Annotated in this window: 27 protein-coding genes; 11 read left to right on the forward strand and 16 right to left on the reverse strand. The window is 64.5% G+C overall.

Features of this window, described 5'->3' with window-relative positions; translation table 11 throughout:
* A partial coding sequence (locus QZ186_RS03820; protein WP_296415884.1) for an Rrf2 family transcriptional regulator occupies positions 1 to 231 on the reverse strand: 231 nt, incomplete at its 3' end.
* 169 nt (positions 232 to 400) lie between these two features.
* On the opposite strand from QZ186_RS03820, the gene QZ186_RS03825 reads away from it, so the two are divergent.
* Together QZ186_RS03825 and QZ186_RS03830 are read left to right on the forward strand one after the other, a co-directional pair.
* Positions 401 to 2,206, forward strand: coding sequence for an SLC13 family permease (locus tag QZ186_RS03825; protein WP_296415886.1), 1,806 nt, complete (start codon positions 401 to 403; stop codon positions 2,204 to 2,206).
* Positions 2,207 to 2,236: 30 nt separating this feature from the next.
* Positions 2,237 to 2,677 (forward strand): DUF2062 domain-containing protein, encoded by a 441-nt coding sequence (locus tag QZ186_RS03830; RefSeq protein ID WP_010316569.1) that lies wholly within the window; start codon positions 2,237 to 2,239, stop codon positions 2,675 to 2,677.
* On the opposite strand, the gene QZ186_RS03835 is transcribed toward QZ186_RS03830, so the two are convergent.
* Complete coding sequence (locus QZ186_RS03835) at positions 2,674 to 3,666, reverse strand: CNNM domain-containing protein (RefSeq protein ID WP_247477824.1); 993 nt, start codon at positions 3,664 to 3,666, stop codon at positions 2,674 to 2,676. The genes QZ186_RS03830 and QZ186_RS03835 overlap by 4 nt on opposite strands.
* A gap of 50 nt (positions 3,667 to 3,716) precedes the next feature.
* Between QZ186_RS03835 and QZ186_RS03840 the strand changes: the two genes are divergently transcribed.
* The 5 genes from QZ186_RS03840 (at position 3,717) to bchL (ending at position 9,938) form a co-directional block, all read left to right on the forward strand.
* Positions 3,717 to 5,120 (forward strand): TrkH family potassium uptake protein, encoded by a 1,404-nt coding sequence (locus QZ186_RS03840; RefSeq protein WP_029626252.1) that lies wholly within the window; start codon positions 3,717 to 3,719, stop codon positions 5,118 to 5,120.
* Between the two features lie 54 nt (positions 5,121 to 5,174).
* Positions 5,175 to 5,879 carry a TrkA family potassium uptake protein gene (locus tag QZ186_RS03845; RefSeq protein WP_010316572.1) on the forward strand — a complete coding sequence of 235 codons (705 nt, stop codon included), beginning with the start codon at positions 5,175 to 5,177 and terminating at the stop codon, positions 5,877 to 5,879.
* Positions 5,880 to 6,000: 121 nt separating this feature from the next.
* On the forward strand, positions 6,001 to 7,266 hold the full coding sequence (locus QZ186_RS03850) for a ferredoxin:protochlorophyllide reductase (ATP-dependent) subunit N (protein ID WP_247477842.1): 1,266 nt from the start codon (positions 6,001 to 6,003) through the stop codon (positions 7,264 to 7,266).
* Between the two features lie 10 nt (positions 7,267 to 7,276).
* The gene (locus QZ186_RS03855) at positions 7,277 to 8,884 is read left to right on the forward strand and encodes a ferredoxin:protochlorophyllide reductase (ATP-dependent) subunit B (RefSeq protein WP_296415958.1); all 1,608 of its coding nucleotides are present in this window, start codon (positions 7,277 to 7,279) and stop codon (positions 8,882 to 8,884) included.
* Positions 8,885 to 9,053: 169 nt separating this feature from the next.
* Positions 9,054 to 9,938, forward strand: coding sequence for a ferredoxin:protochlorophyllide reductase (ATP-dependent) iron-sulfur ATP-binding protein (bchL, locus tag QZ186_RS03860; protein ID WP_010316575.1), 885 nt, complete (start codon positions 9,054 to 9,056; stop codon positions 9,936 to 9,938).
* Positions 9,939 to 9,942: 4 nt separating this feature from the next.
* Here the strand turns inward: bchL and QZ186_RS03865 are convergent, their stop codons facing one another.
* The 6 genes from QZ186_RS03865 to psaM all read right to left on the reverse strand — a co-directional run bounded on the left by QZ186_RS03865 (position 9,943) and on the right by psaM (position 12,951).
* A complete protein-coding gene (locus QZ186_RS03865; RefSeq protein WP_296415888.1) occupies positions 9,943 to 10,203 on the reverse strand; it encodes a hypothetical protein in 261 nt (86 codons plus the stop codon).
* Complete coding sequence (locus tag QZ186_RS03870; RefSeq protein ID WP_296415889.1) at positions 10,200 to 10,673, reverse strand: hypothetical protein; 474 nt, start codon at positions 10,671 to 10,673, stop codon at positions 10,200 to 10,202. Before QZ186_RS03870 ends, QZ186_RS03865 begins: the two co-directional genes overlap by 4 nt.
* Positions 10,674 to 10,683: 10 nt before the next feature.
* Positions 10,684 to 11,178, reverse strand: a complete 495-nt coding sequence (locus QZ186_RS03875; RefSeq protein WP_296415890.1) for a hypothetical protein — start codon at positions 11,176 to 11,178, stop codon at positions 10,684 to 10,686.
* A 78-nt stretch (positions 11,179 to 11,256) separates the two neighbouring features.
* Positions 11,257 to 12,252, reverse strand: a complete 996-nt coding sequence (locus tag QZ186_RS03880; RefSeq protein ID WP_247477856.1) for a protochlorophyllide reductase — start codon at positions 12,250 to 12,252, stop codon at positions 11,257 to 11,259.
* Between the two features lie 42 nt (positions 12,253 to 12,294).
* A complete protein-coding gene (locus QZ186_RS03885) occupies positions 12,295 to 12,609 on the reverse strand; it encodes a hypothetical protein (RefSeq protein WP_296415892.1) in 315 nt (104 codons plus the stop codon).
* A 243-nt stretch (positions 12,610 to 12,852) separates the two neighbouring features.
* Positions 12,853 to 12,951, reverse strand: coding sequence for a photosystem I reaction center subunit XII (gene psaM / locus QZ186_RS03890; RefSeq protein WP_010316586.1), 99 nt, complete (start codon positions 12,949 to 12,951; stop codon positions 12,853 to 12,855).
* Positions 12,952 to 13,086: 135 nt separating this feature from the next.
* On the opposite strand from psaM, the gene QZ186_RS03895 reads away from it, so the two are divergent.
* Positions 13,087 to 13,578, forward strand: coding sequence for a CRR6 family NdhI maturation factor (locus QZ186_RS03895; RefSeq protein ID WP_247477860.1), 492 nt, complete (start codon positions 13,087 to 13,089; stop codon positions 13,576 to 13,578).
* Here the strand turns inward: QZ186_RS03895 and QZ186_RS03900 are convergent.
* The gene (locus tag QZ186_RS03900) at positions 13,575 to 14,327 is read right to left on the reverse strand and encodes a sulfite exporter TauE/SafE family protein (RefSeq protein WP_296415960.1); all 753 of its coding nucleotides are present in this window, start codon (positions 14,325 to 14,327) and stop codon (positions 13,575 to 13,577) included. The genes QZ186_RS03895 and QZ186_RS03900 overlap by 4 nt on opposite strands.
* Positions 14,328 to 14,366: 39 nt before the next feature.
* Between QZ186_RS03900 and QZ186_RS03905 the strand changes: the two genes are divergently transcribed.
* Positions 14,367 to 15,089, forward strand: coding sequence for a lipoate--protein ligase family protein (locus tag QZ186_RS03905; protein ID WP_296415893.1), 723 nt, complete (start codon positions 14,367 to 14,369; stop codon positions 15,087 to 15,089).
* Between the two features lie 5 nt (positions 15,090 to 15,094).
* Here the strand turns inward: QZ186_RS03905 and QZ186_RS03910 are convergent, their stop codons facing one another.
* Positions 15,095 to 16,321 carry a site-2 protease family protein gene (locus tag QZ186_RS03910; RefSeq protein ID WP_296415894.1) on the reverse strand — a complete coding sequence of 409 codons (1,227 nt, stop codon included), beginning with the start codon at positions 16,319 to 16,321 and terminating at the stop codon, positions 15,095 to 15,097.
* Between the two features lie 55 nt (positions 16,322 to 16,376).
* On the opposite strand from QZ186_RS03910, the gene QZ186_RS03915 reads away from it, so the two are divergent.
* Both QZ186_RS03915 and QZ186_RS03920 read left to right on the forward strand, forming a co-directional pair.
* Entirely contained in the window at positions 16,377 to 17,081 is a 705-nt protein-coding gene (locus QZ186_RS03915; protein ID WP_296415895.1) for a phosphoribosylanthranilate isomerase, read from the forward strand.
* Between the two features lie 9 nt (positions 17,082 to 17,090).
* On the forward strand, positions 17,091 to 17,591 hold the full coding sequence (locus QZ186_RS03920; RefSeq protein ID WP_296415896.1) for a hypothetical protein: 501 nt from the start codon (positions 17,091 to 17,093) through the stop codon (positions 17,589 to 17,591).
* Here the strand turns inward: QZ186_RS03920 and folE are convergent.
* The 6 genes from folE to QZ186_RS03950 all read right to left on the reverse strand — a co-directional run bounded on the left by folE (position 17,588) and on the right by QZ186_RS03950 (position 22,946).
* The gene (folE, locus tag QZ186_RS03925) at positions 17,588 to 18,307 is read right to left on the reverse strand and encodes a GTP cyclohydrolase I (protein ID WP_010316599.1); all 720 of its coding nucleotides are present in this window, start codon (positions 18,305 to 18,307) and stop codon (positions 17,588 to 17,590) included. The two genes, QZ186_RS03920 and folE, sit on opposite strands and share 4 nt — an antisense overlap.
* Before the next feature lie 20 nt (positions 18,308 to 18,327).
* On the reverse strand, positions 18,328 to 19,059 hold the full coding sequence (locus tag QZ186_RS03930) for an SDR family oxidoreductase (protein ID WP_050778463.1): 732 nt from the start codon (positions 19,057 to 19,059) through the stop codon (positions 18,328 to 18,330).
* A gap of 45 nt (positions 19,060 to 19,104) precedes the next feature.
* On the reverse strand, positions 19,105 to 20,094 hold the full coding sequence (locus QZ186_RS03935; protein WP_296415897.1) for an acetyl-CoA carboxylase carboxyltransferase subunit alpha: 990 nt from the start codon (positions 20,092 to 20,094) through the stop codon (positions 19,105 to 19,107).
* A gap of 47 nt (positions 20,095 to 20,141) precedes the next feature.
* Positions 20,142 to 21,206 (reverse strand): long-chain acyl-[acyl-carrier-protein] reductase, encoded by a 1,065-nt coding sequence (locus tag QZ186_RS03940; protein WP_247477873.1) that lies wholly within the window; start codon positions 21,204 to 21,206, stop codon positions 20,142 to 20,144.
* An 81-nt stretch (positions 21,207 to 21,287) separates the two neighbouring features.
* On the reverse strand, positions 21,288 to 22,004 hold the full coding sequence (locus QZ186_RS03945; protein WP_010316607.1) for an aldehyde oxygenase (deformylating): 717 nt from the start codon (positions 22,002 to 22,004) through the stop codon (positions 21,288 to 21,290).
* A 108-nt stretch (positions 22,005 to 22,112) separates the two neighbouring features.
* Positions 22,113 to 22,946: a creatininase family protein gene (locus QZ186_RS03950; RefSeq protein WP_296415898.1), complete on the reverse strand. Its 834-nt coding sequence runs from the start codon at positions 22,944 to 22,946 to the stop codon at positions 22,113 to 22,115.
* Positions 22,947 to 22,976 lie beyond the last annotated feature (30 nt).

The raw sequence follows: 22,976 nt of genomic DNA on the forward strand, positions 1-22,976 counted from the left end.
CAGCCGGATGTCTGCGGCGGGTCGGGCCAGTTGGTAGCCCCCCTTGGGGCCACGGCTGCTGTTGAGCAGGCCCCCCTTGCGCAGGCTGGTCATCATCTGCTCGAGGTAGCGCTCGGGAATGCCCTGGCGCTGCGCGATGACCGAGACCTGTAGCCGTCCTCCTTGGGCCTGGATGCCAGCGAGTTCGATCAGGGCGAGCAGTCCGTAGCTGGTTTTGGCGTTGAAGGGCAACGGACGTGCTCGGGTTGATTCCACGGTAAAGCACTTGGGAATTGGTGTCGCCAAGTTCCCCCTTGGAACCTCAGCTCTGACTGAACTTTTCTCGCTGTGCTGTGATTCCCGATCCGTGTGCCGTGTTTTGCGAGCTGTAGGCTGAGGGCCTTGCCCGATCGCCCCTCCCTTGGCTGATCTTGTTGCTGCCGCTCTGCAGCCCGGAGCCCTGATCACGCTGGTGGTGTTGCTGGGCTCCGTGGTCCTCTTCATCTCCGGTTGGCTGGCGCCCGATCTCACGGGGTTGCTCGCCGCCGGCCTGCTGGTCAGCTTCCACGTGATCGAGCCGCGCGAAGCCCTGGAGGGTTTTGGCAGCCCTGCCCTGATCACCCTGGCTGGTCTGTTCGCCATCTCCGCTGGGCTGTTCCGCAGCGGGGGACTCGATCGTCTGCGCGCCTTGATCGGCTCCGACGCCATTCGCAGCCCGAAGCGAATGATTGCCTTGATGGTGGCGGTGGTGGGTCCCGTTTCGGCGGTCGTCCCCAATACCCCGATCGTCGCCAGCCTGCTTCCGGTGGTGGAGGGCTGGTGCAAACGCCGCCGGATCTCCCCGTCGAAGGTGCTGCTCCCGTTGTCCTTTGCCACGGTGCTCGGGGGGACGATCACCCTGCTGGGCAGCTCGGTGAACCTGCTGGCCAGCGAGGTCAGTAGCCGTCTGGGCTACGGCAGCTTTGGCTTATTCAGCTTTACCCCGATCGGTCTGGGGGTCTGGCTGCTGGGCGGTTCGCTGATGGTGCTGCTCGCCGATCGCTTTCTGCCGGATCGGGGCCGCGATGACGACGACCTGATCGCTGACCTCTCCAGCAGTGGATACCTGACCGAGGTCAAGATTCCATTGGGTTCTGAGCTCATTGGCCAGTCGCTCCACGCCACGCGGCTGCAACGGCGCTTTGACCTCGACGTTCTGGAGCTGCACCGCGGCACGGAGCGCTTTATGCCTCCCTTGGCCGACCGCACCTTGATGCTCGGGGATCGTCTGCTGCTGCGCTGCAGCCGCGAGGACCTGCTGCGCCTCCAGCAGGACCACACAGTGGTCTTGGCCCCCACGCCGGAGCAACCGCTCAGCCTGGAGCAGGACAACAGCCAGCGGATGGTGGAGGTGCTGTTGCCCTCCGGCTCCACCCTCGCCGGTGACTGCCTGCGCGATCTGCGTTTCCGGCAGCGCTACAACGCCACGGTGTTGGCCCTGCGGCGCGGCAATGCCGTGCTGCGGGAACGGCTCGGGCGCGCCCAACTCCGTGAGGGGGATGTGCTGCTGCTGCAGGGCCCCAAGGACGCCATCCGCGGCCTGGCGGCCAGTAATGACCTGGTGGTCCTGGAGCAGTTGGAGAAGGACCTGCCCACGGTCAGCCGCAAGCGCGTGGCGCTGCTCATTGCTGCCCTGGTGCTGCTGTTGCCCAGCTTTGAGGTCATCCCCCTGGTGGCGTCCGTGCTGCTGGGCACGGTGGCCATGGTGGTGACCGGTTGCCTGCGCGCCGGTGAACTGCAACGGGTGGTCCGCCTGGATGTACTGGTGCTCCTGGGCTCGCTGGCGAGCTTCAGCGTTGCCCTGGAAAAAACGGGTCTGGCCTCTGCCCTGGCCCAGGCCCTGTTGCTCGGCTTGAGCAGCTGGCCGGTCTATGGCGCCATGCTCGTGGTGTTCCTGTTCACCGTCGCGTTGACCGAAGTCATGAGCAACGCGGCGACGGTGGCGATGTTGATTCCCATCGCGGGTCAGTTGGCCCAGGGGCTTGGCCTACCGCCGATGGCCTTGATTTATGTGGTGCTCTTCGGCGCCAGCCAGAGCTTTCTCAGTCCGATTGGCTACCAAACCAACCTGATGGTCTATGGCCCGGGTCGCTATCGCTTCTTGGATGTCTCCCGCTATGGCTTCCCCTTGACGATTGCGATGGCCATCGCCGTTCCTTGGATGGTCTGCCGCTGGTTCGGCCTGTAGAACGTGAGCTCGCAAGGCCCGCGGGGTTGGATGAAGCGCCTCAAACAGTGGTTGCTCTGGCTGTGGCATCACGAGGCCAGCCGCGGCCAGAAAGCCCGGGGCTTGGCGGCTGGGGTGTTCATGGGCTGCTTCCCGATCTTCGGTCTGCAGACCTTGCTGGGCATCGCCCTGGCCAGCCTGGTGCGCGGGAACCACATCCTGGCTGCGGCGGGTACTTGGATTAGCAACCCCCTGACCTACATCCCCCTCTATTGGTTCAACTACAGCGTCGGTTGCTGGTTGCTGGGCCCTGGCCCTGCCTTGCCCACCCTTGAGGCAATCCAGCAGGGGGGCATCTGGGAGCTCGGGCTGGCGATCTCCAGCCGTCTGTTGCTGGGCTCCACCCTGGTGGGATCCCTCAGCGCAGCGCTGTTTGGTGGGATCTACTGGTGGTTGCTCAAGCGCAGCCAGCAGGGCCGCGCCCATACCTAGCCCTCGGGGACCCGCTTCCAACCGGCCAGCACCCCAAGGATGTCGGCGGCGCTGACCAGGCCGACGAAGGCCCCGAACTCGTCGACAACAACCCGCACGGAGCTGCGGTCGCCGCGCCGGAAGCTGGTGAGCAGCCGATCGGCACGGATCATCTCGGGGACGAATTGCGGCGCATCACAGAGCTGGCTGATCAGGCGGTAGCCCCCACCGCTGAGCAGCTCAGCCATGGCTCGCTCGCGGCTTTGAACCCCCAGCACCTCATCCACCTCTTCCCCCAGGACAACCCACCAGGCGTCATCGGCGGCCTCAAGGATCTCCTGGCGAACCGAGTCCAGGCTGGCGCCGCCTGAAAGGGACGGGGTCGCCACCCGTGAAACCATCAGATCCCTGGCGGTGAGGTCGTTGAGGGCAAAGACCTTGCCGATCATCGCGGCCTCGTCGGCTTCGATCTGGCCCTGCTGGGAGCCCAGGCGCGCCATCAGGTGGATCTCACGTTCGTTGGTGGTGAGTTCACTCGTGGCTGTGATGGCCGGCATCAGCTTCTCCAGCACCAGCAGCAGCGGCAGGGTCAGCCGCTCGAGCATCAGCAGAATGCGGGCCGAGACCAAGGAGATCGGCATGGCGAAGCTGTTGCCGATCGTTTTGGGCAGGATTTCAGCGAAGAGGATCACGGCCACCGTGAACCCGACGTTGAAGAGCAGCAGGGCCCAGCGGCCCCCGACGCTTTCGAACACCTGGTTGGCCTGGCTACCGAGCAGGATTGAACCGGAGATGTTGAACAGGTTGTTGATCACCACCAGCAGCACCAGGGCCCGCCCGGGCCTGGCCTTGATGCGCTCCAGTGCCCGTGATCCCGGCACCTTTTGCTGCTTGAGGGTGTGGACCTGAATCGGATTCACCGTCAGCATGGCGGCTTCCGTACTGGAGGCCAAAGCCGAGCCCACCAGGATCAGCACCGCCATCACCAGCAGCACAACGATCGGATTCATCGACTGGCGCAGGCTGCGAGATCGATCGGACCTTACCTACGGTTTGCGGGATGAACCCGTCTTCGAGCAATCCAGTCCGGGCGCTACAGCGTTGGCGCCATCAGCTCACGGTGCCGCAGTTCACCGTGGTGACGGGCCTGCTGGTGATCGTTTTGGCGACACTGCTGCTCTCGACGCCGCTCTGCTCCAACTCCAACGTTGGTTTGTGGCAGGCCCTGTTCACGGCTACCTCGGCGATCACTGTGACCGGTCTTTCGGTGATCGATATCGGAGAGGATCTGACCTTCGCAGGCCAGGTGGTGCTCGCGGGCTTGATCATCACCGGTGGTCTCGGACTGATGGCGATCACGACCTTCCTGCAGGGGTTTGTGCAGGGCCGATCCGGCTTGCGTAATCGTTTGGACAAGGGCCGTGCCCTTGATGAATTCGGGGTCGGCGGCATCGGACCCACCTTCCACAGCATCCTGCTGGTGGCCCTCTGTGTGATGGGCTTGGGCACGGTGGTGCTCTACAGCTTTGGTTTTACCGACATCGAGGACCCTGGCAGACGGCTTTGGGCTGCGATGTTCCATGCCATCAGCGCTTACAACAACGCCGGATTTGGCCTCTGGTCCAACAGCCTGGAGAGCTATCGCGATAACCCCGTGGTGACTGGGGTCATCGCCTTCATGATCGTCATCGGTGGCATTGGTTGGCGGGTGGCCAATGACATCTGGAACAACCGCTTTCGGTTGGGTCGCCTGCGTCGCCTGAGCCTGCACACCCGCCTGGTCATTCGCAGTACGGCGCTGTTGATCGTCATCGGCGCGGTGGGTCTGTTGATTACCGAGCACATCGGCTACGGCGCCTCGGCGATGGAGCCCTATGGCTGGCTTGAGGATCTGCAGATCGTGCTCTTTCAGTCGATCACCACCCGCACCGCCGGCTTCAACACGATTCCCCTCTCCGCCCACCAGATCACCGACGCCGGGCTGCTGCTGATCATCCTGTTGATGTTCATTGGCGCCAGCCCCGGCGGCACCGGTGGCGGGGTGAAAACAACCACCTTCGCCATCCTGATGGGGGCCACCCGCTCGACCCTCCAGGGCCGCAGCCATGTGCTGCTGCACCGCCGGCAGATTCCCGATGCCACGGTGCTGCGGGCCGTGGGGGTCACCTTGGCTTCGGCCCTGTTTGTGGTGCTGATGGCCTTGACCTTGGGCCTGGGGAATTCCCTTGGGCAGCAGCAGGTGCAGTCCTTCAGTTTCCTGGAGAAGCTCTTCACCTGCGTCTCCGCCTTTGGCACGGTCGGCCTGGACCTGGGGGTCACGGCCCATCTCAACCGCTGGGGCCAACTGGTCTTGATGGTGGGGATGTTCGTGGGGCGGGTTGGAATCCTGTTGCTGCTCTCGGCGCTCTATGGCACCCGGCCCCAGAGCCGGGTGGGTTATCCCAAGGAAGATTTGTATGTCTAGTGGCTTCAGCACTTAGAACAGGGGCGACGAGCACCGGGCTGTGAATCAGTGGCTGTGAATCAGTGGTGGCAGTGGAGCGCTGAAGCCGGGGTACGCCGCGGCAGTTTTGCCGTCATCGGGGTCGGACGTTTTGGCTCCTCGGTCTGCTCGGAGTTGCTTCAGTCCGGGGCGGAGGTGTTGGCCATTGATTCCAACCAGCGCGCCATCGATGAGCTGCGCCAGATCGATCCCGCCATCGAAGCGCGGGTGGTGGACTGCACCGATGAAGAGGCCCTGCGGGCGGCAGGGGTGCTGGACATGGAGACGGTGGTCGTGGCCATGAGTGAACCGCTGGAGGCCAGTGTCACCGCGACCTTGATCTGCAAGGACTCCGAAGGCAGTCGGGTGAAGCAGGTGATCGCCCGGGCCACGAGCGACATCCACATGAAGATGCTCAAGCGCGTCGGCGCGGACCGCGTGGTCTTCCCCTCAAAAATGATGGGTCAGCGGCTCGGGATGGAGCTGGTCCGCCCGAATCTGCTGGAGCAGTTGCGTTTGGACGACCGCAGCAGCATTGAAGAAATCAAGGTCCCCGCAGCTTTCATCGGCCATTCGCTGCGGGATCTCAACCTCCGCAAGCACTACAACGTCAATGTCCTGGCGGCAGGACCGGCGGGCGAGCTGCATGTGAACCCCCCGGCCTCCCATGTCCTGGCCGAGGGCGAGCTGCTGGTGGTGATGGGCTCTGAGGATTCCCTGCGGGCGTTGCCCGCCAGTTGAGGGATGGGCTTTGTGCGCTTTCCCTCACCCCGTTAATGACAGCTTGTGCCCAAAGCCCCCCTAACCCCCCAAGCCGGAGCTAGCCCGGGTCGATAGCGCTCACCAAAGGGGGCTGGCTGTGATGGTCAGTAGCTCAGTTGCTTCGACGGCTTTACCACCACCGCTGAAGGAAAGCGGTCAGCGGGAGGTGTTTTGCGGCCTGACCTCGATCGTCTGGTTGCATCGGCGCATGCCGGATGCCTTTTTCCTGGTGGTGGGCTCCCGCACCTGCGCCCACCTGATCCAGAGCGCCGCCGGGGTGATGATTTTTGCCGAACCCCGCTTCGGCACCGCGATCCTTGGCGAGCGCGATCTGGCCGGCTTGGCGGATGCCAACGAGGAGTTGGATCGACTCGTCGCGCAACTGCTGGAGCGCCGCCCCGAGATCCGCACCCTGTTCCTGGTGGGGAGTTGCCCCAGTGAGGTGATCAAGCTCGACCTGGCGAAGGCCTCGGAGCGGCTGAATCAGCAGCACGCCGGGCGCGTGACGGTGATCAACTACACCGGCAGTGGCATCGAGACCACCTTCACCCAGGGGGAGGACAGCGCCCTGCAGGCGCTGGTTCCCCTGATGCCTAAAACGGACCAGCCCCAGCTGTTGATCGCAGGGACCCTGGCGGATGCGGTCGAAGACCGTTTGGTCGGCCTGTTCCAGAAACTCGGCATTGAGCGGGTGGTGAGCCTGCCGCCACGGCGTTCCACTGAGCTTCCCCCGGTGGGCCCGGGGACCCAGCTGCTCCTGGCGCAGCCCTTCCTCTCCGGTACGGCTCGGGCCTTGGTGGACCGCGGAGCCACGTTGGTGCCTGCGCCCTATCCCTTTGGTGTTGAAGGCAGCCGGGACTGGATGGCCGCGGCGGCCAGGGCCTGTGGCATTGCGCAGGACCGTATTGATGCCGTGCTGGATCCCCTGGTGGAGCGCGGCCGGCGGGCCTTGGCTCCCCACCGGGAGGTGTTGGCGGGCAAACGTCTCTTTCTGCTTCCCGATTCCCAGCTGGAGCCGGCCCTGGCGCGCTTTCTCTCGCGGGAGTGCGGCATGGAGCTGGTGGAGGTGGGAACCCCCTACCTCGACCGTCAGTTGATGGCCGAAGAGCTGGCGCGCCTGCCCGAGGGCACGCAGCTCAGCGAGGGGCAACATGTCGAAAACCAGCTGCAGCGGGTGCGCGAGGGGCGTCCCGATCTGGTGGTTTGTGGTTTGGGCCTGGCCAATCCCCTGGAGGCAGAGGGGATGGCCACGAAGTGGTCCATCGAGTTGGTCTTTAGCCCCATCCATGGCATTGATCAGGCCGGAGATCTGGCTGAACTCTTTGCCCGTCCCCTGCGTCGCCGCGGCGCGCTGCAGTTCTCCTGATTTACCGCCGATGGAACTCACGCTCTGGACCTACGAAGGCCCCCCGCACGTTGGGGCCATGCGCATCGCCGCCTCCATGGAAGGGGTGCACTACGTCCTGCATGCACCGCAGGGCGACACCTACGCCGACCTTCTGTTCACGATGATTGAACGGCGGGACCGCCGCCCGCCTGTCACCTACACCACCTTTCAGGCCCGGGATCTGGGGGGTGACACCGCCGAACTGGTGAAGCGCTCCATCACCGATGCGGTCGAGCGCTTCAAGCCCGAGGCCCTGCTGGTGGGCGAGAGCTGCACGGCAGAGTTGATCCAGGACCAGCCAGGAGCCCTGGCGGCGGGCATGGATCTGGGCGGGATCCCGATGGTCAATCTGGAGCTGCCGGCCTATTCGAAAAAGGAAAACTGGGGGGCGGCTGAGACCTTCTACCAATTGGTCCGCAGCCTGCTGAAACCGCAGCTTCCGCCGCCCGGACAGCCGAAGCTCGATCCAACCCGCTGGCGCGCAGAAAACCGACGCCCGCGGGTGAACCTGCTGGGTCCGTCCCTCTTGGGTTTCCGCTGCCGCGATGACGTGCGGGAGCTCACCCAGCTGCTGGCGAGCTACGGCATCGATGTGGCTGTCGTTGCCCCCCTCGGTGCTCGGCCGGCTGACCTGCTGCGCATCCCGACGGCTGACGCGAACCTCAACCTCTACCCCGAGGTCTCCGGTTCGGTCTGCAGCTGGCTGGAGCGTCAGTTCGGCTTGCCCACGGTGAAAACGGTTCCGATCGGCATCGGAGCCACGGTGGAGTTCCTGCGGGAACTGCATGGCGTCCTTGGCCTGGAGCCGCCCCAGGATCTGCAGCCCGGCGCCGATGGCCTGTGTGCAGCGGAGCGTCGCTCGCGTCTGCCCTGGTACTCCCGCTCGGTGGATTCCACCTATCTGACGGGGAAGCGGGTTTTCGTGTTCGCCGATGGCACCCACGCCCTGGCCGCGGCGCGGATCGCCAGCCGCGAGCTGGGCTTTGAAGTGGTGGGCCTGGGCACCTACAGCCGTGAGATGGCCCGGGAGGTCCGGGCGCTGGCGGCGGAGTTAGGGCTGGAGGCCCTGATCAGCGACGACTACCTCGCCGTTGAGGCGGCCATGGCCGCCGCGGCTCCGGAGTTGGTGCTCGGCACCCAGATGGAGCGCCACAGCGCCAAGCGCCTGGGCATTCCCTGCGCCGTGATCAGCGCCCCCTTGCACGTTCAGGACGTCCCCGCCCGCTATGCCCCCCAGATGGGCTGGGAGGGGGCCAACGTCATCTTTGACAGCTGGGTGCACCCCTTGATGATGGGTCTGGAGGAGCACCTGATCGGCATGTTCCGCCATGACTTTGAGTTCGTGGATGGTCACCGCAGTCACCTGGGCGATGGCGCCCCGGCCTCGCCCGTGGCACCTGCCGAGGAGATCACGCTGCCCCCAGTGGATGGGTCGCAGTTGTCCTGGAGTGCCGACGGTGAGGCTGAACTGGCCAAGATTCCCTTCTTCGTGCGGGGCAAGGTGCGTAAAAACACCGAGGCCTATGCCCGCGATCAGGGTCTGGCGGTGATTGATAGCGAGGCCCTCTACGAAGCCAAGGCCCACTACAGCCGCTAAGCGCAGTAGTGGGCTGGGTATTACTACCTACAAATGTGTGTTTAAACCCTCAATTTTCTCCTTAACTGTTTCGCTTTGCATGGCCCCTCGGGTCAACGGGCACGGCCAGGTCTTGGATGGGAAAGAGCTTTAAAACCAGGGTTCCTGTGTTCCTGGTTTTCCTTGTTTTATGACCACCACGCTCAAGCGCCCCGATGGTGAGGGCAGCGTTCAGGTTCATCAGGATTCCTCGATGCAAATCGAGGAGGGAGCGTTGGTGATTGCCGTCTACGGCAAAGGTGGGATCGGTAAAAGCACCACCAGCTCAAACCTCTCTGCGGCCTTCTCCAAGCTCGGCAAACGGGTGCTCCAAATCGGCTGCGACCCTAAGCACGACAGCACCTTCACCCTGACCAAGCAAATGGTCCCGACGGTGATCGACATCCTCGAGGGGGTGGACTTTCACACCGAGGAGTTGCGCCCAGAGGACTTCGTCTTTGATGGCTTCAATGGGGTGCAATGCGTCGAGTCCGGTGGCCCTCCGGCGGGTACCGGCTGCGGCGGCTATGTCACCGGACAGACGGTCAAGTTACTCAAAGAGCACCATCTCTTGGAAGACACCGATGTGGTGATCTTTGATGTGCTCGGCGACGTGGTTTGTGGTGGATTTGCGGCCCCTCTGCAGCACGCCCACTACTGCCTGATTGTCACGGCGAATGACTTCGATTCGATCTTTGCGATGAATCGGATCATTGCGGCCATTCAAGCCAAGGCCAAGAACTACAAGGTGCGCCTCGGTGGGGTCGTGGCCAACCGCAGCCGCGACACCGACCAGATCGATCGCTTTAACGACCGGGTGGGCATGAAGACCATGGCCCACTTCCCCGATCTCGATGCGATCCGCCGCTCGCGCCTGAAGAAGTGCACGATTTTCGAGATGGAATCCACCCCCGAGGTGGAGGCCGTCCAGAACGAATATCTACGCCTCGCTCAGTCGATGTTGGAGAGCGTGAAGCCCCTGGAGGCTGAACCGCTCAAGGATCGCGAGATCTTTGACCTGCTCGGGTTCGACTGAACCCTTAGAGCCGAACCTTGGTGACTTCGGCTTTGATGCTTCCGCCGCGGGTTCCCACATCAATGGGGGCCCGCGTGAAGATCTCAACGCGAATTCCGCTTCTAGCAATCAGCCAGAGCGCCTGAGCTAGGAGCGCCACGCTGGCCAGGACCACAAGGGGCCAGAGCAGCGGTTGCAGGGACTGCTGGTTGAGGAGTTGTGCTGCGGCCAGTCCGCTGAGGAAACCCAGCAGCACGAGCAGGCAGGACTGGGCTGTGCGGTTCAAGAGCTCAGGCTGCTGCAGGCATCCAGCAGGAGTTGCTCCGCCGGAGTTCCAGCGCCGGGAACGCGCCAGTCCCCCCAGTTGGAACCAGCCCGCTTGCGGTTGAGGGTCAGATCACGGCAGTTCACCGCGAGTGCCCGATCGGGCACGTTGCTCTTGGGATTGCTCTCTGGCGTGGAGGGCCAGCTCAGGCCGCCAATGGCCGTGGGGCGGGTGACGGCGCGTCGCCAGGGGGTGACCCAGATGTAGGGGTGACTGTCGAACGGCTTCCAGCTGGTCCAATCCACCTCCACATCACCGAAACGACGCCAGCGTTCGTGCTCTTGCGCTTGCCGCTGCCGCAGGCGCTCCAGCAGTGCCTGTTGCTCCGCGCTGGGTGCTGTTTCGGCCCGTACTGCGGGGATACCGCCGCTGCCCATCAGGAGCATCAAGCTGCCCGAGAGCAAGGGGAGGAGGGGGACGCGTTGAGTCATGGCCGGCGCCTCAGGGGAGCGGGGGGAGCGGTAGCGGTGAAACGGCCTTGAGGGCGTCCTTGATCGTGACGGTGACATTGCCGCCGATCTGGTTCACCCCCACTTCGCCATTGACCAGCAGCGGTTCATCGCTGACGATCTCGACGGGTTCAACAATTTTCTCAACGGTCACCGGCTTGGCGATGCGGCCAACGTCAACCGGGAGTGAGTCGTTGGCCTTGACCGGAAGGGCTGCTTTGGCACTGACGGCAACCGGTAGGGCGCCGTTGGCTTGGACCTGGACTGGGGTCAGGATTTTCTCGACTTGGATGGGCCCCTTGAGGACCACGGGGAAGGGCTGTTGGCGCTTGACGGCAATCGGTATGGGTTGCCCCAAGATCTGGATTGCCGCCATGGCCGCCGACCAGGTGGCCAGCACAACCGCCAGGGGCCAACGGCAGGCCATCGCCAGCAGGAACCAGCGCGGCTGATCCTGAGGGTTCAGTGGAATCACAGGCCTTCCCATCGGCAACCCTGCAAGGCTTGCCGTAGGCATACATCAGGGATGAGGCCTTGTCATCCCTACTGCAGGTGAGCCGTTGGACTAGCGCAAGCCGACCAACTTGAGTGATTCATCCCAAACCCCTTGTGCCGTTTCGGGATTGCTGGCCTTATCGGAGAGCTCTTGGCTGAACTGCTGGCCGCCCTGCTTCTGGCGGTTACCCCAGCTCCAATGCACCCCGGATGTGCCAAAACCTGGATCGGCGACCACCTGGGCCACCCGCTCTCCGGCGAGGGCCTGGCTGACGTAGCCACCGGTGACGTTCTTTTGGAACCAGGGGAAGATCTTCTGGAAGGCCCGCGGGGTATTGCGGAAGAGGGGGGTATCCGCGACGCAGCCGGGGTACAGCGAGCTGAAGACGATCCCCGTGGAGTGGTGCAGGCGGCGATGCAGCTCCTGCGTGGTGATCATGTTGCAGAGCTTGCTGTCCTTGTAGGCCTTGCCAGGTTTGAAGGCCTTGCCGTTGGCCATGGCGATGGGTGCCTTGAAGCCCGCTTTGAAGCCGCTGAGGTCGCCCAGGTCCGCCGGAGCGGGGATGGGGATCTTGCCGCCCAGTTCTTTCGAGTTGGCTGTGACGGTGCCGAGGATGACGACGCGCTTGGAGGGATGCTGCGAGGCCTGCAGCTGCGGCAGCAGCAGTTGAATCAAGAGGAAGTGGCCCAGGTGGTTGGTGGCCATGGAGAGCTCATAGCCCTGGGGAGAGCGCTCGGGTTCTTTGAGCCTGGGTTTGTAGACCGCCGCATTGACGACCAGGGCATCGAGGCCAAAGCCCAGGGAGTCGACCAGGGTCTCAACGCCGACACGGACACTGTCCAGATCCCCGAGGTCCATGCGGATGTGGTGGAGCTTGTCGCTGGGGATGCCGAGGGAATCGGCGGCGGCTCCAGCGCGCACCGGATCCCGGTTTGCCGTGACCACCGTCCATCCCCGATCGGTCAGGGCCTTGACGGCATTCAGGCCAACCCCTGAGGTGGTGCCGGTCACCAGGACCGCTCCGGCGGGTCCGCCTGCGTTCGTGAGGTTGCTTGAAGCGGTCATGGACCCAAAAACTGCCCGCAACAACTTACGGAAAGACAGGCCTCAAGGGGTCTGGATTGCGTTGGACGGTTGCTGATTGGAATCCGGGCGCAGTTGCTTCCAGACCACCCGCAGGCGGTTCGGGGCGATCCACTGGTCCTGCTCCTGGATCAGCTTTTGCTCACCACCAACGTTGAACAGGCGATCAAAACGGGTCTGGGCTTTAAGCAGCTTTGCTTTTTGGATGTCCAGAACGGCGGTGATCTCGCCGTAGCGATCCAGGCGCTCCTGGTAGGCCCCCGCCAGTCGAACCAAGCTGACCACGGCCACCAGGGAGAGGCCGATCTTCAGGGAGAGACCGATGGAGCCGTAGAGCAACTCCTGGCTCGGACTTGAAGGCCTGATCTGCTGCGAGGGTGCCGGCTCAACAACGCTCAAGTTGGCGTCACTGCGGTGTTGGCGACGGCCTCGAGCGGGCTCCGCTTTGGGATCTTGAGCAGTCCGTTTCCGATTTGCGGATCGCCGCTGCGATAGCTGGGCAGATCGGGAGGGGCTCAAGGGTGAGGAGGAGTGGGGAGAGACGCACCGCTTCTAGCAGGTCGTCTCTCCCGTGCCAAGGGATCAGGCGCGGTAGAGGCTGGCGGCGAGACGCACTGCGAGCACGCCAGCGTGGGCGGCCACCACCAGGGCGATCAGAATTTCAGCCTGGGTGAGGGACATGACCGTTGAGAAAAACACCAATTCATTTTCACGCAGATGGTGGGGCTGGCTAGGGCCTGGGCCTGGGCCTGTCACAGCTCGACACCCCTAGGGGATGGGCTCGCTACGGTCGATCGACAGTTCTGCAGGGTTCTTTTGGTGTCTGGTCTGGCTCCTGATGGAACGGTGTCGATCTCAGCGCAACAGGTTCAAGACCAGAGCCTTGAGCCCCTGCAGCCTTGGTTCGCCTTGGACCCCAAGGACCTGCTGCAGGCCAGCGGCAGCCTGACGCTCCAGTTCGACTGGCCCCGTTCGGCGGAGGACCCGCGCGAGCTCTCGGAGATCACGGAGCTGCGCCTCTGGAGCCTGCGCGCCGATGCCCTCTGCCCGTGGCTACCGCTGCTGCTGGAGCGCAGCAGTGGCCAATTGACCCGCCACGTGGCCATGCTGCTTCCCCATCAGTTCAGCCGCAGCGAGGGGATTCGCTTCGCCCCAGACAGCCTTGAGCTCTGGATGACCCATCGCCTCTACCTGCTGGATCACTGGTCCAGGGGGTATGGCTTGAACTGTCGCGGCAATCTGGAGCAAATGGCGGCCGTGCTGGGCTTTGAGCTGGACGGCAGCTTCTGGAAAGACCACGAGCGCTAGAGCCAGAGCAGAACGGCCCGCCGTCCGACGTCCACGGCCAGCAGCACGCACAGCAGCCGGATCAGTCCCACCAGGCGCTGTTCCGGCACCTTCTGCAGGTGCCCGGCGGACCACTGGGCGGCTGAGGCGGCCGTCGCCCCCAGCACCAGGCCGATCAGCAGTTGGGCCCTGCCGTCTCCCCAAAAGGTGAAGGAGGCCACCAAGGACGAGGCGAAGACCGCCATCGTGCTCAGCCGGATCGCCTGGTAGACCCCAAGGCACAGCCCGCGAACCATCAGCGGCACCATCACCAGGCCGCCTCCGACACCCAGCAGGCCGCTGGAGAGGCCTGCCACCAGGCCAACGCCGATCAGTCCCAGCACCGGCACGGTTGAAGCGCTGTTGCCGCCCGTGCGGCGAGGCTCGATCACCAGGGCCAGCAGCCCGTACATCAGCGCCTGCAAGGCCAGCAGTTGCCAGCCCTCAAGGCTGTGGCCGAGCCGGCTGAACAGGCCCCCGCCAAAGGCGGCGCCAGCGCTGATCGCCAGGGCCGCTTGAGCGGGCACCTGACCGCTGCGCCAATGGGTCAAGCTGCCCGCCATGGTGGTCGGAACAATCGCCAGGGTGCTGGTGGCCAGGGCCTGATGGGGCGGCAGGCCAATCCAGAGCAGCAGGGGAGAGAAGACCAGGCCTCCACCAATTCCCAGCAGGCCTGAGAGCAAGCCGGCCAAGATGCCTAGAGGCAACAGAGGCAGCAGCTCCCAGCCCATGGCGCATGCCGCACGTCTCACCCGCATCCTGCCAGCTCCATGAGGTGGCGTTGGATCCCCCCACTCACGGCCGATGCCGGCCTGCAGATGGCGATCGACCGTTGGATGCTGCAGCAGCAGTGCGCCGGTCAGGGCGATCCGATGCTGCGGCTCTACCAGTGGAGTCGGCCGACCCTTTCATTGGGACGACACCAACGCCAGATCGATCCCCGCTGGATCGCCCTGGCTGAGCAGGGCCGTTTGCACCTGGTGCGGCGTCCCAGCGGCGGTCGGGCTGTTCTGCATGCCGGAGAACTCACCTATGCCCTGGCCTGCCGGCCGGCCACGACCCATCGCCTGACGGCCTATGCCGAGGCCTGTCAGTGGCTGCAGGTGGCCTTCGCCGCCCTGGGCGTTCCCCTGGAGTTCGGCTCGGTGAAGGCTGCGGAGGCGGCCCAGCGGGGCAACTGTTTTGCCAGCGGCACGGCTGCAGATCTCGTGCAGGCCAATGGCGCCAAACGGATCGGTAGTGCCCAGCTCTGGAGTGGGGCCTGCCTGCTGCAGCACGGCAGTGTCCTGCTCTCTCCACCCCAGGACCTCTGGCGGGAGGTCTTCAACTCTCCAGCGCCAAACCTGGAGCCTCTACCGCAAGCGGCCGTGATGGCGCAGCTCCAGCGGGCGGCTCAGGATCACCTGTGTGGCGGTGCCCTCCAGACCGTGGCCCTCAGCGCCAGGGAGTGGCAACAGATCCAGCTGTTGGAGGACCCGGCTCCCCTGGGCTGAACCCTTCAACCCTCAGGGTTGCTTTCGATGGTTCGTGCCATGGGCGCCAGCATCATCCCCAGGGGGTAGACCCCTTGGCGGCGGGCGGCCTCCAGGATCGTTAGAGGCAGCCGCACGCCGAGTTCCTTCAGGACCCGCTCCGCCAGTTCCGGTCGCTCCAAGGTGCCCGTGGGTAGGCCCGCTGGACCGAGCACCAGCAGCCGATTCACCTCCGGCTGGTCGAGCTGCAGGATCGCCTGCCAGAGCGGAGTCCCATCGCCAATGCTCGGGAGTTGATCGAGGGGTTGCAGGTGCTCGCCAACGCTGTCCTCATCCCAGCGCTGCACCGGCAGGCTCTGCAGGGGGGCATCGGTGATGAACCCCTTCCAGCGGCCCTGGTCACAGACCAGTAGCCAGTCCGCCAGACCCTTCTCGTCGCTGACCCGCAGGCGGCTGAGTTCCCGCAGTTTCGTGTTGGCCTCGAGCACGCGGTAGCGCCTCTGGGCCGCGTCCTTGACCTGCAGCCTGCGCAGCACGCCCTGCAGCGCCAGCATCTGCGATTGGTTGCGGGCGGCGCCCAGGCCAAACCAGCCCAGCAGCATCAACCAAATCCCCGCTACCCCGGCTCCTCGCAGCAGCAGAAAGGCCCCAAGGCCAATGGCGCTGAAGGCCAGCACCTTGCCGCTGGCGGTGGCCACCTGGATTCCCTTGCGCTGGCTTCCGGTGAACTGCCAGACCAGGGCCTTGAGAATCAGGCCGCCATCGAGCGGGAGTCCCGGCAGCAGGTTGAACAGGGCCAGGATCAGATTCAGCCCGCCCAGCTCACTGACCATGGCTCCGAGCAGGGGCGAGGCATGGCTGGCGCTGTGGCTGCCAAGCAGCAGCAGTGCGGAGAGCACCAGGCTCACCAGGGGGCCAGCGGCCGCCACCCAGAAGGAGCCCATGGCGGTTGGGCACTCCCGCTCCACGCTGGCCACCCCGCCCAGCAGGAACAGGGTGATGCTGCGGACCTTGACCCCCTGACTGAGGGCCACCAGGGAGTGCCCCAACTCATGCAGCAGCACTGAGAGGAACAGCAACAGGGCGGTGAGCAGGCCAATCAGCCAGAGCCAGGCCTCCTGGGTTTGCGCGGCGAATTGCTGGCTGTACTGCTGTTGGAAGGCCACCGTGGCCAGGGCCAAGATCAGAAACCAGCTGGGGTGAATGCGTAGGGGGATGCCCCGAATCCGCAGTAGCTGCCAGCCTTCCCCCACACGTCCTCATCCGTTGCCCCGATCCTAGAAAGGTTGGGCTTCCTGGGGCCACGGCATGACGGCGCGTCCAACTTCCCCCATTGGCCCCCAGCCATGGCTGAAGGTCTGTGGACTGCGCCATCCCGAGCAGGCCAGTGCCGTGGCCGCCCTGGGCGTCGATGCGATCGGGGTGATCGGTGTTGAGGCCTCCCCCCGCTGGTTGTCCCCTGGGGCCCGGCCGGCGCTGTTTGCGGCGATGCGCCAGGCCTCAAGCCGCTGTCTTGGCGTCCTCGTGGTGGCCGATCCCAGTGATGGGGAACTGTCCCAGTTGGGTTCGGCTGGCGGCCATCAGGTGCTGCAACTCCATGGCCAGGAAACGCCAGAGCGCTGCCGGCAACTGCGGGAGGCCCTCGGCCCGGATCTCTTGTTGTGGAAGGCGCTGAGAATTCGCCAGCCCGAGGATCTGCAGCGGGCGGCCGACTACGGCGCGGTCGTCGACGCTCTGCTGCTGGATGCCTGGGTGCCCGATCAGCTCGGCGGCACGGGCCACCGCATCCCGATCGATTGGCTCAGTGGTTTTTGCTCCCCTCTGCCCTGGTGGCTCGCTGGCGGCTTGAATCCCGATCGGGTCGCCCCGGCCCTACGGGCCCTGCAGCACCGGCCCCCCTCTGGATTGGATGTCTCCAGCGGGGTGGAGCGGGCTCCGGGCGATAAGGATCTCGCCAAAGTGCAGCAGCTGGTGGCCGCCTTGGCTCCCTTTCGCCAGGATTTGAGCAGCTAATCCTTGGCCATGGCTGCTCTGCGCTCTGCCCCTGTGCTCCTGGGCTTGGCCCTTGCGCTGTCCCCAGCCCTGCGCGCCCAGGACCTGGTCGGTTGCCGCCTGGTGGGCGCGAGCCTGCAGTGCATCCCCGGCGTCACGGAAAGTGCCCAGCAGCAGATCAGCACCTTCCGCGATCAGATCTCTGCGGATCTGGAGTTGGAGGGTGCGATCGAGCAGCAGATTGATGGCCTGCGTTCACTCGTGATTGCTGGTCAGGCCATTCAGGGTGGGCTGCTCCAGGCCACGGTCGAGGCCGACGCCAATGCCGCCCTGGCGAACGCCCAATACCACTGGTACCGGAAGGATCCCTCGGCGCGCACCTGGCTCTTGATTGAAACGGCCCAGGGCACCAGCTATGTCCCGGCACCGGTGGATGTCGGCCAGAACCTCATGGTGGTGGCGGTCGTCAACCAAAACGGTCAGGTCAAACGCATCGCCTCAGCCCCCGTCGGGCCGGTGCTGGCGCCTTAGCCCAGCATCGACTCCTGCTGCTTCACCAGTTCGAAGAACTCAGCCTTGAGGCTGGAGTCGTGGCGGAAGTCACCGCGGACAACGGAGTTCACCATGCTGGTTTGGGGCTCCTTCACCCCGCGCCACTTCATGCAGTAGTGCTGCGCTTTGACCAGGATGGCCAGGCCCTGGGGTTCGCAGAGACGCTCGATCTCATCGGCCAGGATCATCACCGCCTCTTCCTGGATGTGGGGACGGGAGAAGACCCAGTCGGCCACGCGCGAGAACTTGGAGAGACCAATCACCCGTTCGCCGGGCTTGATCCCAATCCAGCAGTTGCCCAGGATCGGCACCAGGTGGTGGGAGCAAGCCGAGCGCACCGTGATCGGGCCCACGGTGTAGATCTCGTCGAGCTTTTTGACGTTGGGGAAGCTCGCGATCTTCGGCTGGGGATGGAAGCGACCCTTGAAGACCTCATGGAGGTACATCCGGGCGACACGCTCGGCGGTCTCCTCGGTGTTGTGGTCGTTGTCGATATCGATCACCAAGCTGCGCAGCAGCTCGCGAACCTTTCCGGCAACCTCGATTTCCAGTTGATCGAGTTCGCCGTCCTTGAGGTGTTCGGCGATGTTGTCGTTCGCCAGGAAGGGCACGCCGGCGGACTCGAGGCGTTCACGGATGCGGCGGCTCACGGGAGCCAACTGGCCGGGAATGCTCGAGGACAGGGTTGAAGTCATGAACGGGTCCCGAGATGCGTTCAAAGAACGCCCGCTGCGGGCATAAGGGTTAGATCCTCCACAACATTGGAGGAAGGTTGCTGAGCCAAAGACAGCAGTGTCTCGGCCACGCGCTCTGGAGTGAGCATGGCACGGCGGTCGAAGGAACTGTGGACGGTCTCGCTGTCCCAGAGGGGGGTATTAACCGCACCCAAGGTGAGCGTCGATACACGGATTCCGTGCTGGCGCTCCTCTTCCGCTAAGCAGCGACTAAAGGAGGCCAAGGCGGCCTTGGTGGTGCAATAGGCCCCCCATTCCGGAAAGGCATTGCGGGCCGCATGGCTGCTGACGTTGATGATCAAACCCTGGGTCTGGCGCAGGGCCGGCAGGACCGCCTGGCAGGTTTGAACAACGCTGGTGAGGTTGAGCTGCAGCAACCATTGCCATTGCTCCAGGGGCATCTCCGCTAGGGCCCCCGTGTAGGCCGCTCCGGCGTTGTTGATCAGCACCGTTGGAACCAGTCCCCGGGAGAGCAGGTTCTCCAGGGCAGGGGCGATGGCTTGTGGATCGGAGAGATCCACAGCGATCGTTTCCACCCGGCAGCGCTCACTGCGCAGCTCCTGGGCCAGCTGCTCAAGATCGGCTTGGGAGCGGGCCAAGAGCAGCAGCTGATAGCCGGCTTGGGAAAAAGCCCTTGCTGCGGCTGCTCCGATCCCCCTGGAGGCACCAGTGATGAGGGCAACGGGCGCTGAAGCGGAGACAGGGGAACTCAACGGCGGGGGCGGGCCGCAAGGACCCCGATCAAACCAACGAAAACCTTACGAGCTCAGGCTTGCGTCCTGGGCGCCGGATTCCAGGAAGCGACCCATCCGGCGGAACTTGGCGTAGCGCTGATCCACCAGTTGCTCCTCGCTCAGGGCCAAGAGCACGGCCAGCTGTTGCATCAGGGCCGCCTTGAGGTTCTCCGCTGCCTGGCGCGGGGCCCAGTGGTTGCCGCCCGAAGGTTCGGCAATGATTTCGTCGATGATTCCGAGCTTCAGCAAATCGGGTGCGGTGATCTTTAGCGCCTCAGCGGCCACCGGAGCTTTACCCGCATCGCGCCAGAGGATGGAGGCGCAGGCCTCGGGGCTGGCCACCGTGTAGACGCTGTGCTGGAACATCAGCAGCCGGTCCGCCACGCCGATGCCCAGCGCACCACCTGAGCCCCCCTCACCGATCACCGTGGCCAGGATCGGAACGCGCAGCTTGAACATCTCGCGCAGGTTCACGGCGATGGCCTCGCCCTGGCCCTGCTCCTCCGCCAGCAGTCCGGCGTAGGCGCCGGGGGTGTCGATGAAGCTGAGGATCGGCAGGCGGAAGCGATCGGCGTGCTCCATCAGGCGCATCGCCTTGCGGTAGCCCCCAGGTGAGGCCATGCCGAAGTTGCGAGCCACGTTTTCCTTCGTGTCCCGTCCCTTCTGGTGGCCCAAGAGGACGACGCCTTGATCGCCAATGCGTCCGACGCCGCCCACGAGGGCTTGGTCATCGCTGCCGCGCCGGTCCCCGTGCAGTTCGATGAATTCATCGGTCAGCACCTGGATGTAATCGAAGGTGCTGGGGCGTTGGGGGTGGCGCGCAACCTGAATCTTTTGGGCGGGACTCAGGTTGCTGAAGATCTCTTCCCGCCTGCGGGCCGCCAGGGTCTCCAGTTGGAGCAACTGCTGGCTGACGTCGACTTCAGAGTCTTTGGCGAGCTGCCGGATTTGGTCGATCTGCTCCTCCAACTCCACCAGGGGCTTCTCGAAGTCGAGCAGGGGACGACGGGCCATGGCAGCGGGTGTAAGGGGCAGGGGGGCGAGCGTTGAACCGGGAGGCCTTAAGCAGCGGCCAGTTCAAGGTCGGGGTTGCCGGAGCTTGCGGGGGCTTGGTTCAGGCCGATGGCCCGGAAGCCGTGCCTCAGGGAGGCTTCACCAATGAGCTCCATGTTGGCGATGGAGATGCGGTTGCGGCCCCAGCTGAAGTTGGTGTGGATACCCTCGAATTCCAGCAGCATCGCCTCTGCAAAGCAAGCGAACAACTGGCGTTTGGGGTTTTCCATCTCCACAACTTCCATCATCTGCCAGCTGATGTCCTGCCAGAACTCGACGATGCCGCCCTTGAGGACATGGACCCCTTCACCGGCCACCTTGGCGTCGAGATTCTTGGGGTAGCCGCCGTCAATCATCAGGCAGGGCTTGCGCAGGCTGCCGTGGTCGATGGTCAGGGTCTGGGGAAGGCTGGCCACCCACACCACCACGTCGGCTTCGGGGAGCGCCTCCTCCAGGGTCAGGATCCGGCCACCGCCGAGGGACTCCTGCAGATCCAGCAGCCGCTGCTGCTGCCGAGCGACCAGGAGCAGTTCACCCACGCCTGTTTTTTGGCTGAGCCAGCGGCAGACCGCGCTGCCGATGTCACCGGTGGCGCCGACCACGGCGACTTTGGCCTGGCTCAGGTCGATGCCCAGCAGAGGGGCATTGGTCTCGACCTGTTGGCAGATCACCCAGGCCGTGTGGGTGTTGCCTGTTGTGAAACGCTCCCACTCGAGGGTGGTGTTGCGGATCTGCTGGAACTTCGAGAGGTCGTAGTTCTCGAAAATGATCGAGGTGAAACCGCCCAGGGCTGTGACGTTGATCCCGTTCTTCTGCGCCAATTCCATGGCGTTTTGAACCTTGCGGGTCGCGGTCTTGAAGCGGCTCAGCATCTCCGGCACGAAGCAGGAGTCGATGTAGGTCCCTTGGATGGTGGCCCCGGTTTTGCTGGTGACCTCGAAGGTCTCCAGCAGCTGAGGTGGAGCCGAGCACCAGGAGAGGAGGTCCGCTTCGGCCATCTCCTCTAGCCCCAGGTCGCGGGCCTTTTCCTGGGCCTGCGCAAAGCTGCTGGAGTGACCGATCAGACCAAACATTCGCGGGGGCTCTCCTGGTTACACACCGGCCGAGAAGACACCTGATTAAAGGGCAGCGTCGACTCGTTCAGGCTGATCGCTTCAGCCGATCAGAGCGGCGGCCGCCATGCGGGCGATTTCGCGGGTGGTGAAACCGATCTCGGTCAGAGCTTCCTGGTAGGCGATCAGGAAATCCTCGATCAGATCTTCCTTGTCCATCTGCAGAACAGCGGCGTCACCGGCCACCTGATCGAGCATGCGGCGGATCAGGGGGAGGTTCTCGCGGTTGGCCTCTTCGAGCTCCTCACGGCAGCTCTCCAGGTTGGCCTTGAGCCAGACCTCGCCGTAGTTGAGGTGGGTGTACTCGTCCTTCACCACGCCCTCGGTGATCTTGCGGGCGAAGGGATCGGCGACCGGGATATAGATGTGATACGCCGAGATCGCGAAGGCTTCGATCAGCAGGGCCTGGATCAGCAGGCAGGTCGGAACCTTGCCCTCTTTCAGGGCTTTTTGGAAGTTGCCGTGCAGGGGGGCGAAGAATTCCTTGGCGAACGCCATGTCGGCGGTCACACCCAGATTGTTGGCACAGGCGGTGAAGCCCTTCATGTGCTTCAGCTCCATGCGAGCCAACTTCGTCAGTTCGCCTGCCTGCTCGGGCAGCAGCGTGCCGATGGACATGTAGTTGTCGTGGGCTTCCTGCTCGCCCTCGATCACGATCGCGTTGATCCGGCTGTAGGCGTCCTTGTAGTTCGCGCAGGTGAAATCGGGAAGCGCAGTCGCGCCCGCCGTAGGCAGATCAGTGGCTTCGAGGGTCGCCATGGCTACCGAGAACACGTTGCAATGGGGTTGACTGTAACCATCTCCACAAGCCTCAGATGGGGTTTGGCAGCTTTTGCCAACTTCCCGTCGCCCGCGCACCCCGATTCCTCAGCGCTGGTCTGGCTTCGGTTTGGGCTCCCTGGGGGGCCAGTCGCTGCCCAGGAGACTGCCGAAGAGCTCGCTCCAGCCCTGGACCAACCGCTGCCGGAGCGCCTCGCCTTGGGCCCCATTGGCCTGGCTGGGATCGCCAATGACGCCACTGCTGCTGAGGTCCTGGGTCAGCCAGGCATTGGGCACGGCCCCCTCCAGGCTCCATCCCTGGGGCGGCTGCTGGGCCCCCAGGCCATCCGCGGCCCGCTTCGGCCCGACGAGCTCAGGATTGAGCTGCAACATCAAGCTCGTCTCGACCTGTCCGGCGTGGAGGCCTTCACTGCGCTCGGGCTCCTCGATCAGCTCTCCGATTCCCTTGGGGCCGCTCCAGAGGAAGCAGGGCAACACCCCAAGCGAGGGATGGGCGGCGCGCAGTTGTCGGGCGGCGACCTGGAGCAGGGCGATTTGACCGCCATGGCCGTTGAACAGCACCAGCCGCTCGAAGCCTGCCGCCGCCAGCTGGCCGCCAACGGTTTCGATGCTGCGGATCAGGAGCTCGGCCGGGAGGCTCAGGGTTCCTGGGAAGCCCAGGTGCTCCGGTGAAAAGCCGATGCTCTGCAGCGGCAGCCGCCAGATCGGCGCCTCCTGGGGGAGGCTCTCGAGCACCTGGTCAAGGATTTGCTCAGCGAAGAGTGCATCCGTTCCCAGGGGAAGGTGAGGACCGTGCTGCTCGAAGGCGCCAAAGGGCCAAACCACCGTGCTGCCGCAGGTCTGGGCGGCCGCCTGGAAGGCGGGCCAGGTCAGGCGCTCGAGGCGACGGGATCCCTGACAGGCGTATGCGTCGTCGCCCATGGGTCCGTCTTCGATCAAGGAGGGTCGTCC

This window comes from Vulcanococcus sp. DEBay_Sum29NL08_54, from assembly GCF_017859255.1.
In the GTDB taxonomy this organism is placed as follows: Bacteria; Cyanobacteriota; Cyanobacteriia; order PCC-6307; family Cyanobiaceae; genus Vulcanococcus.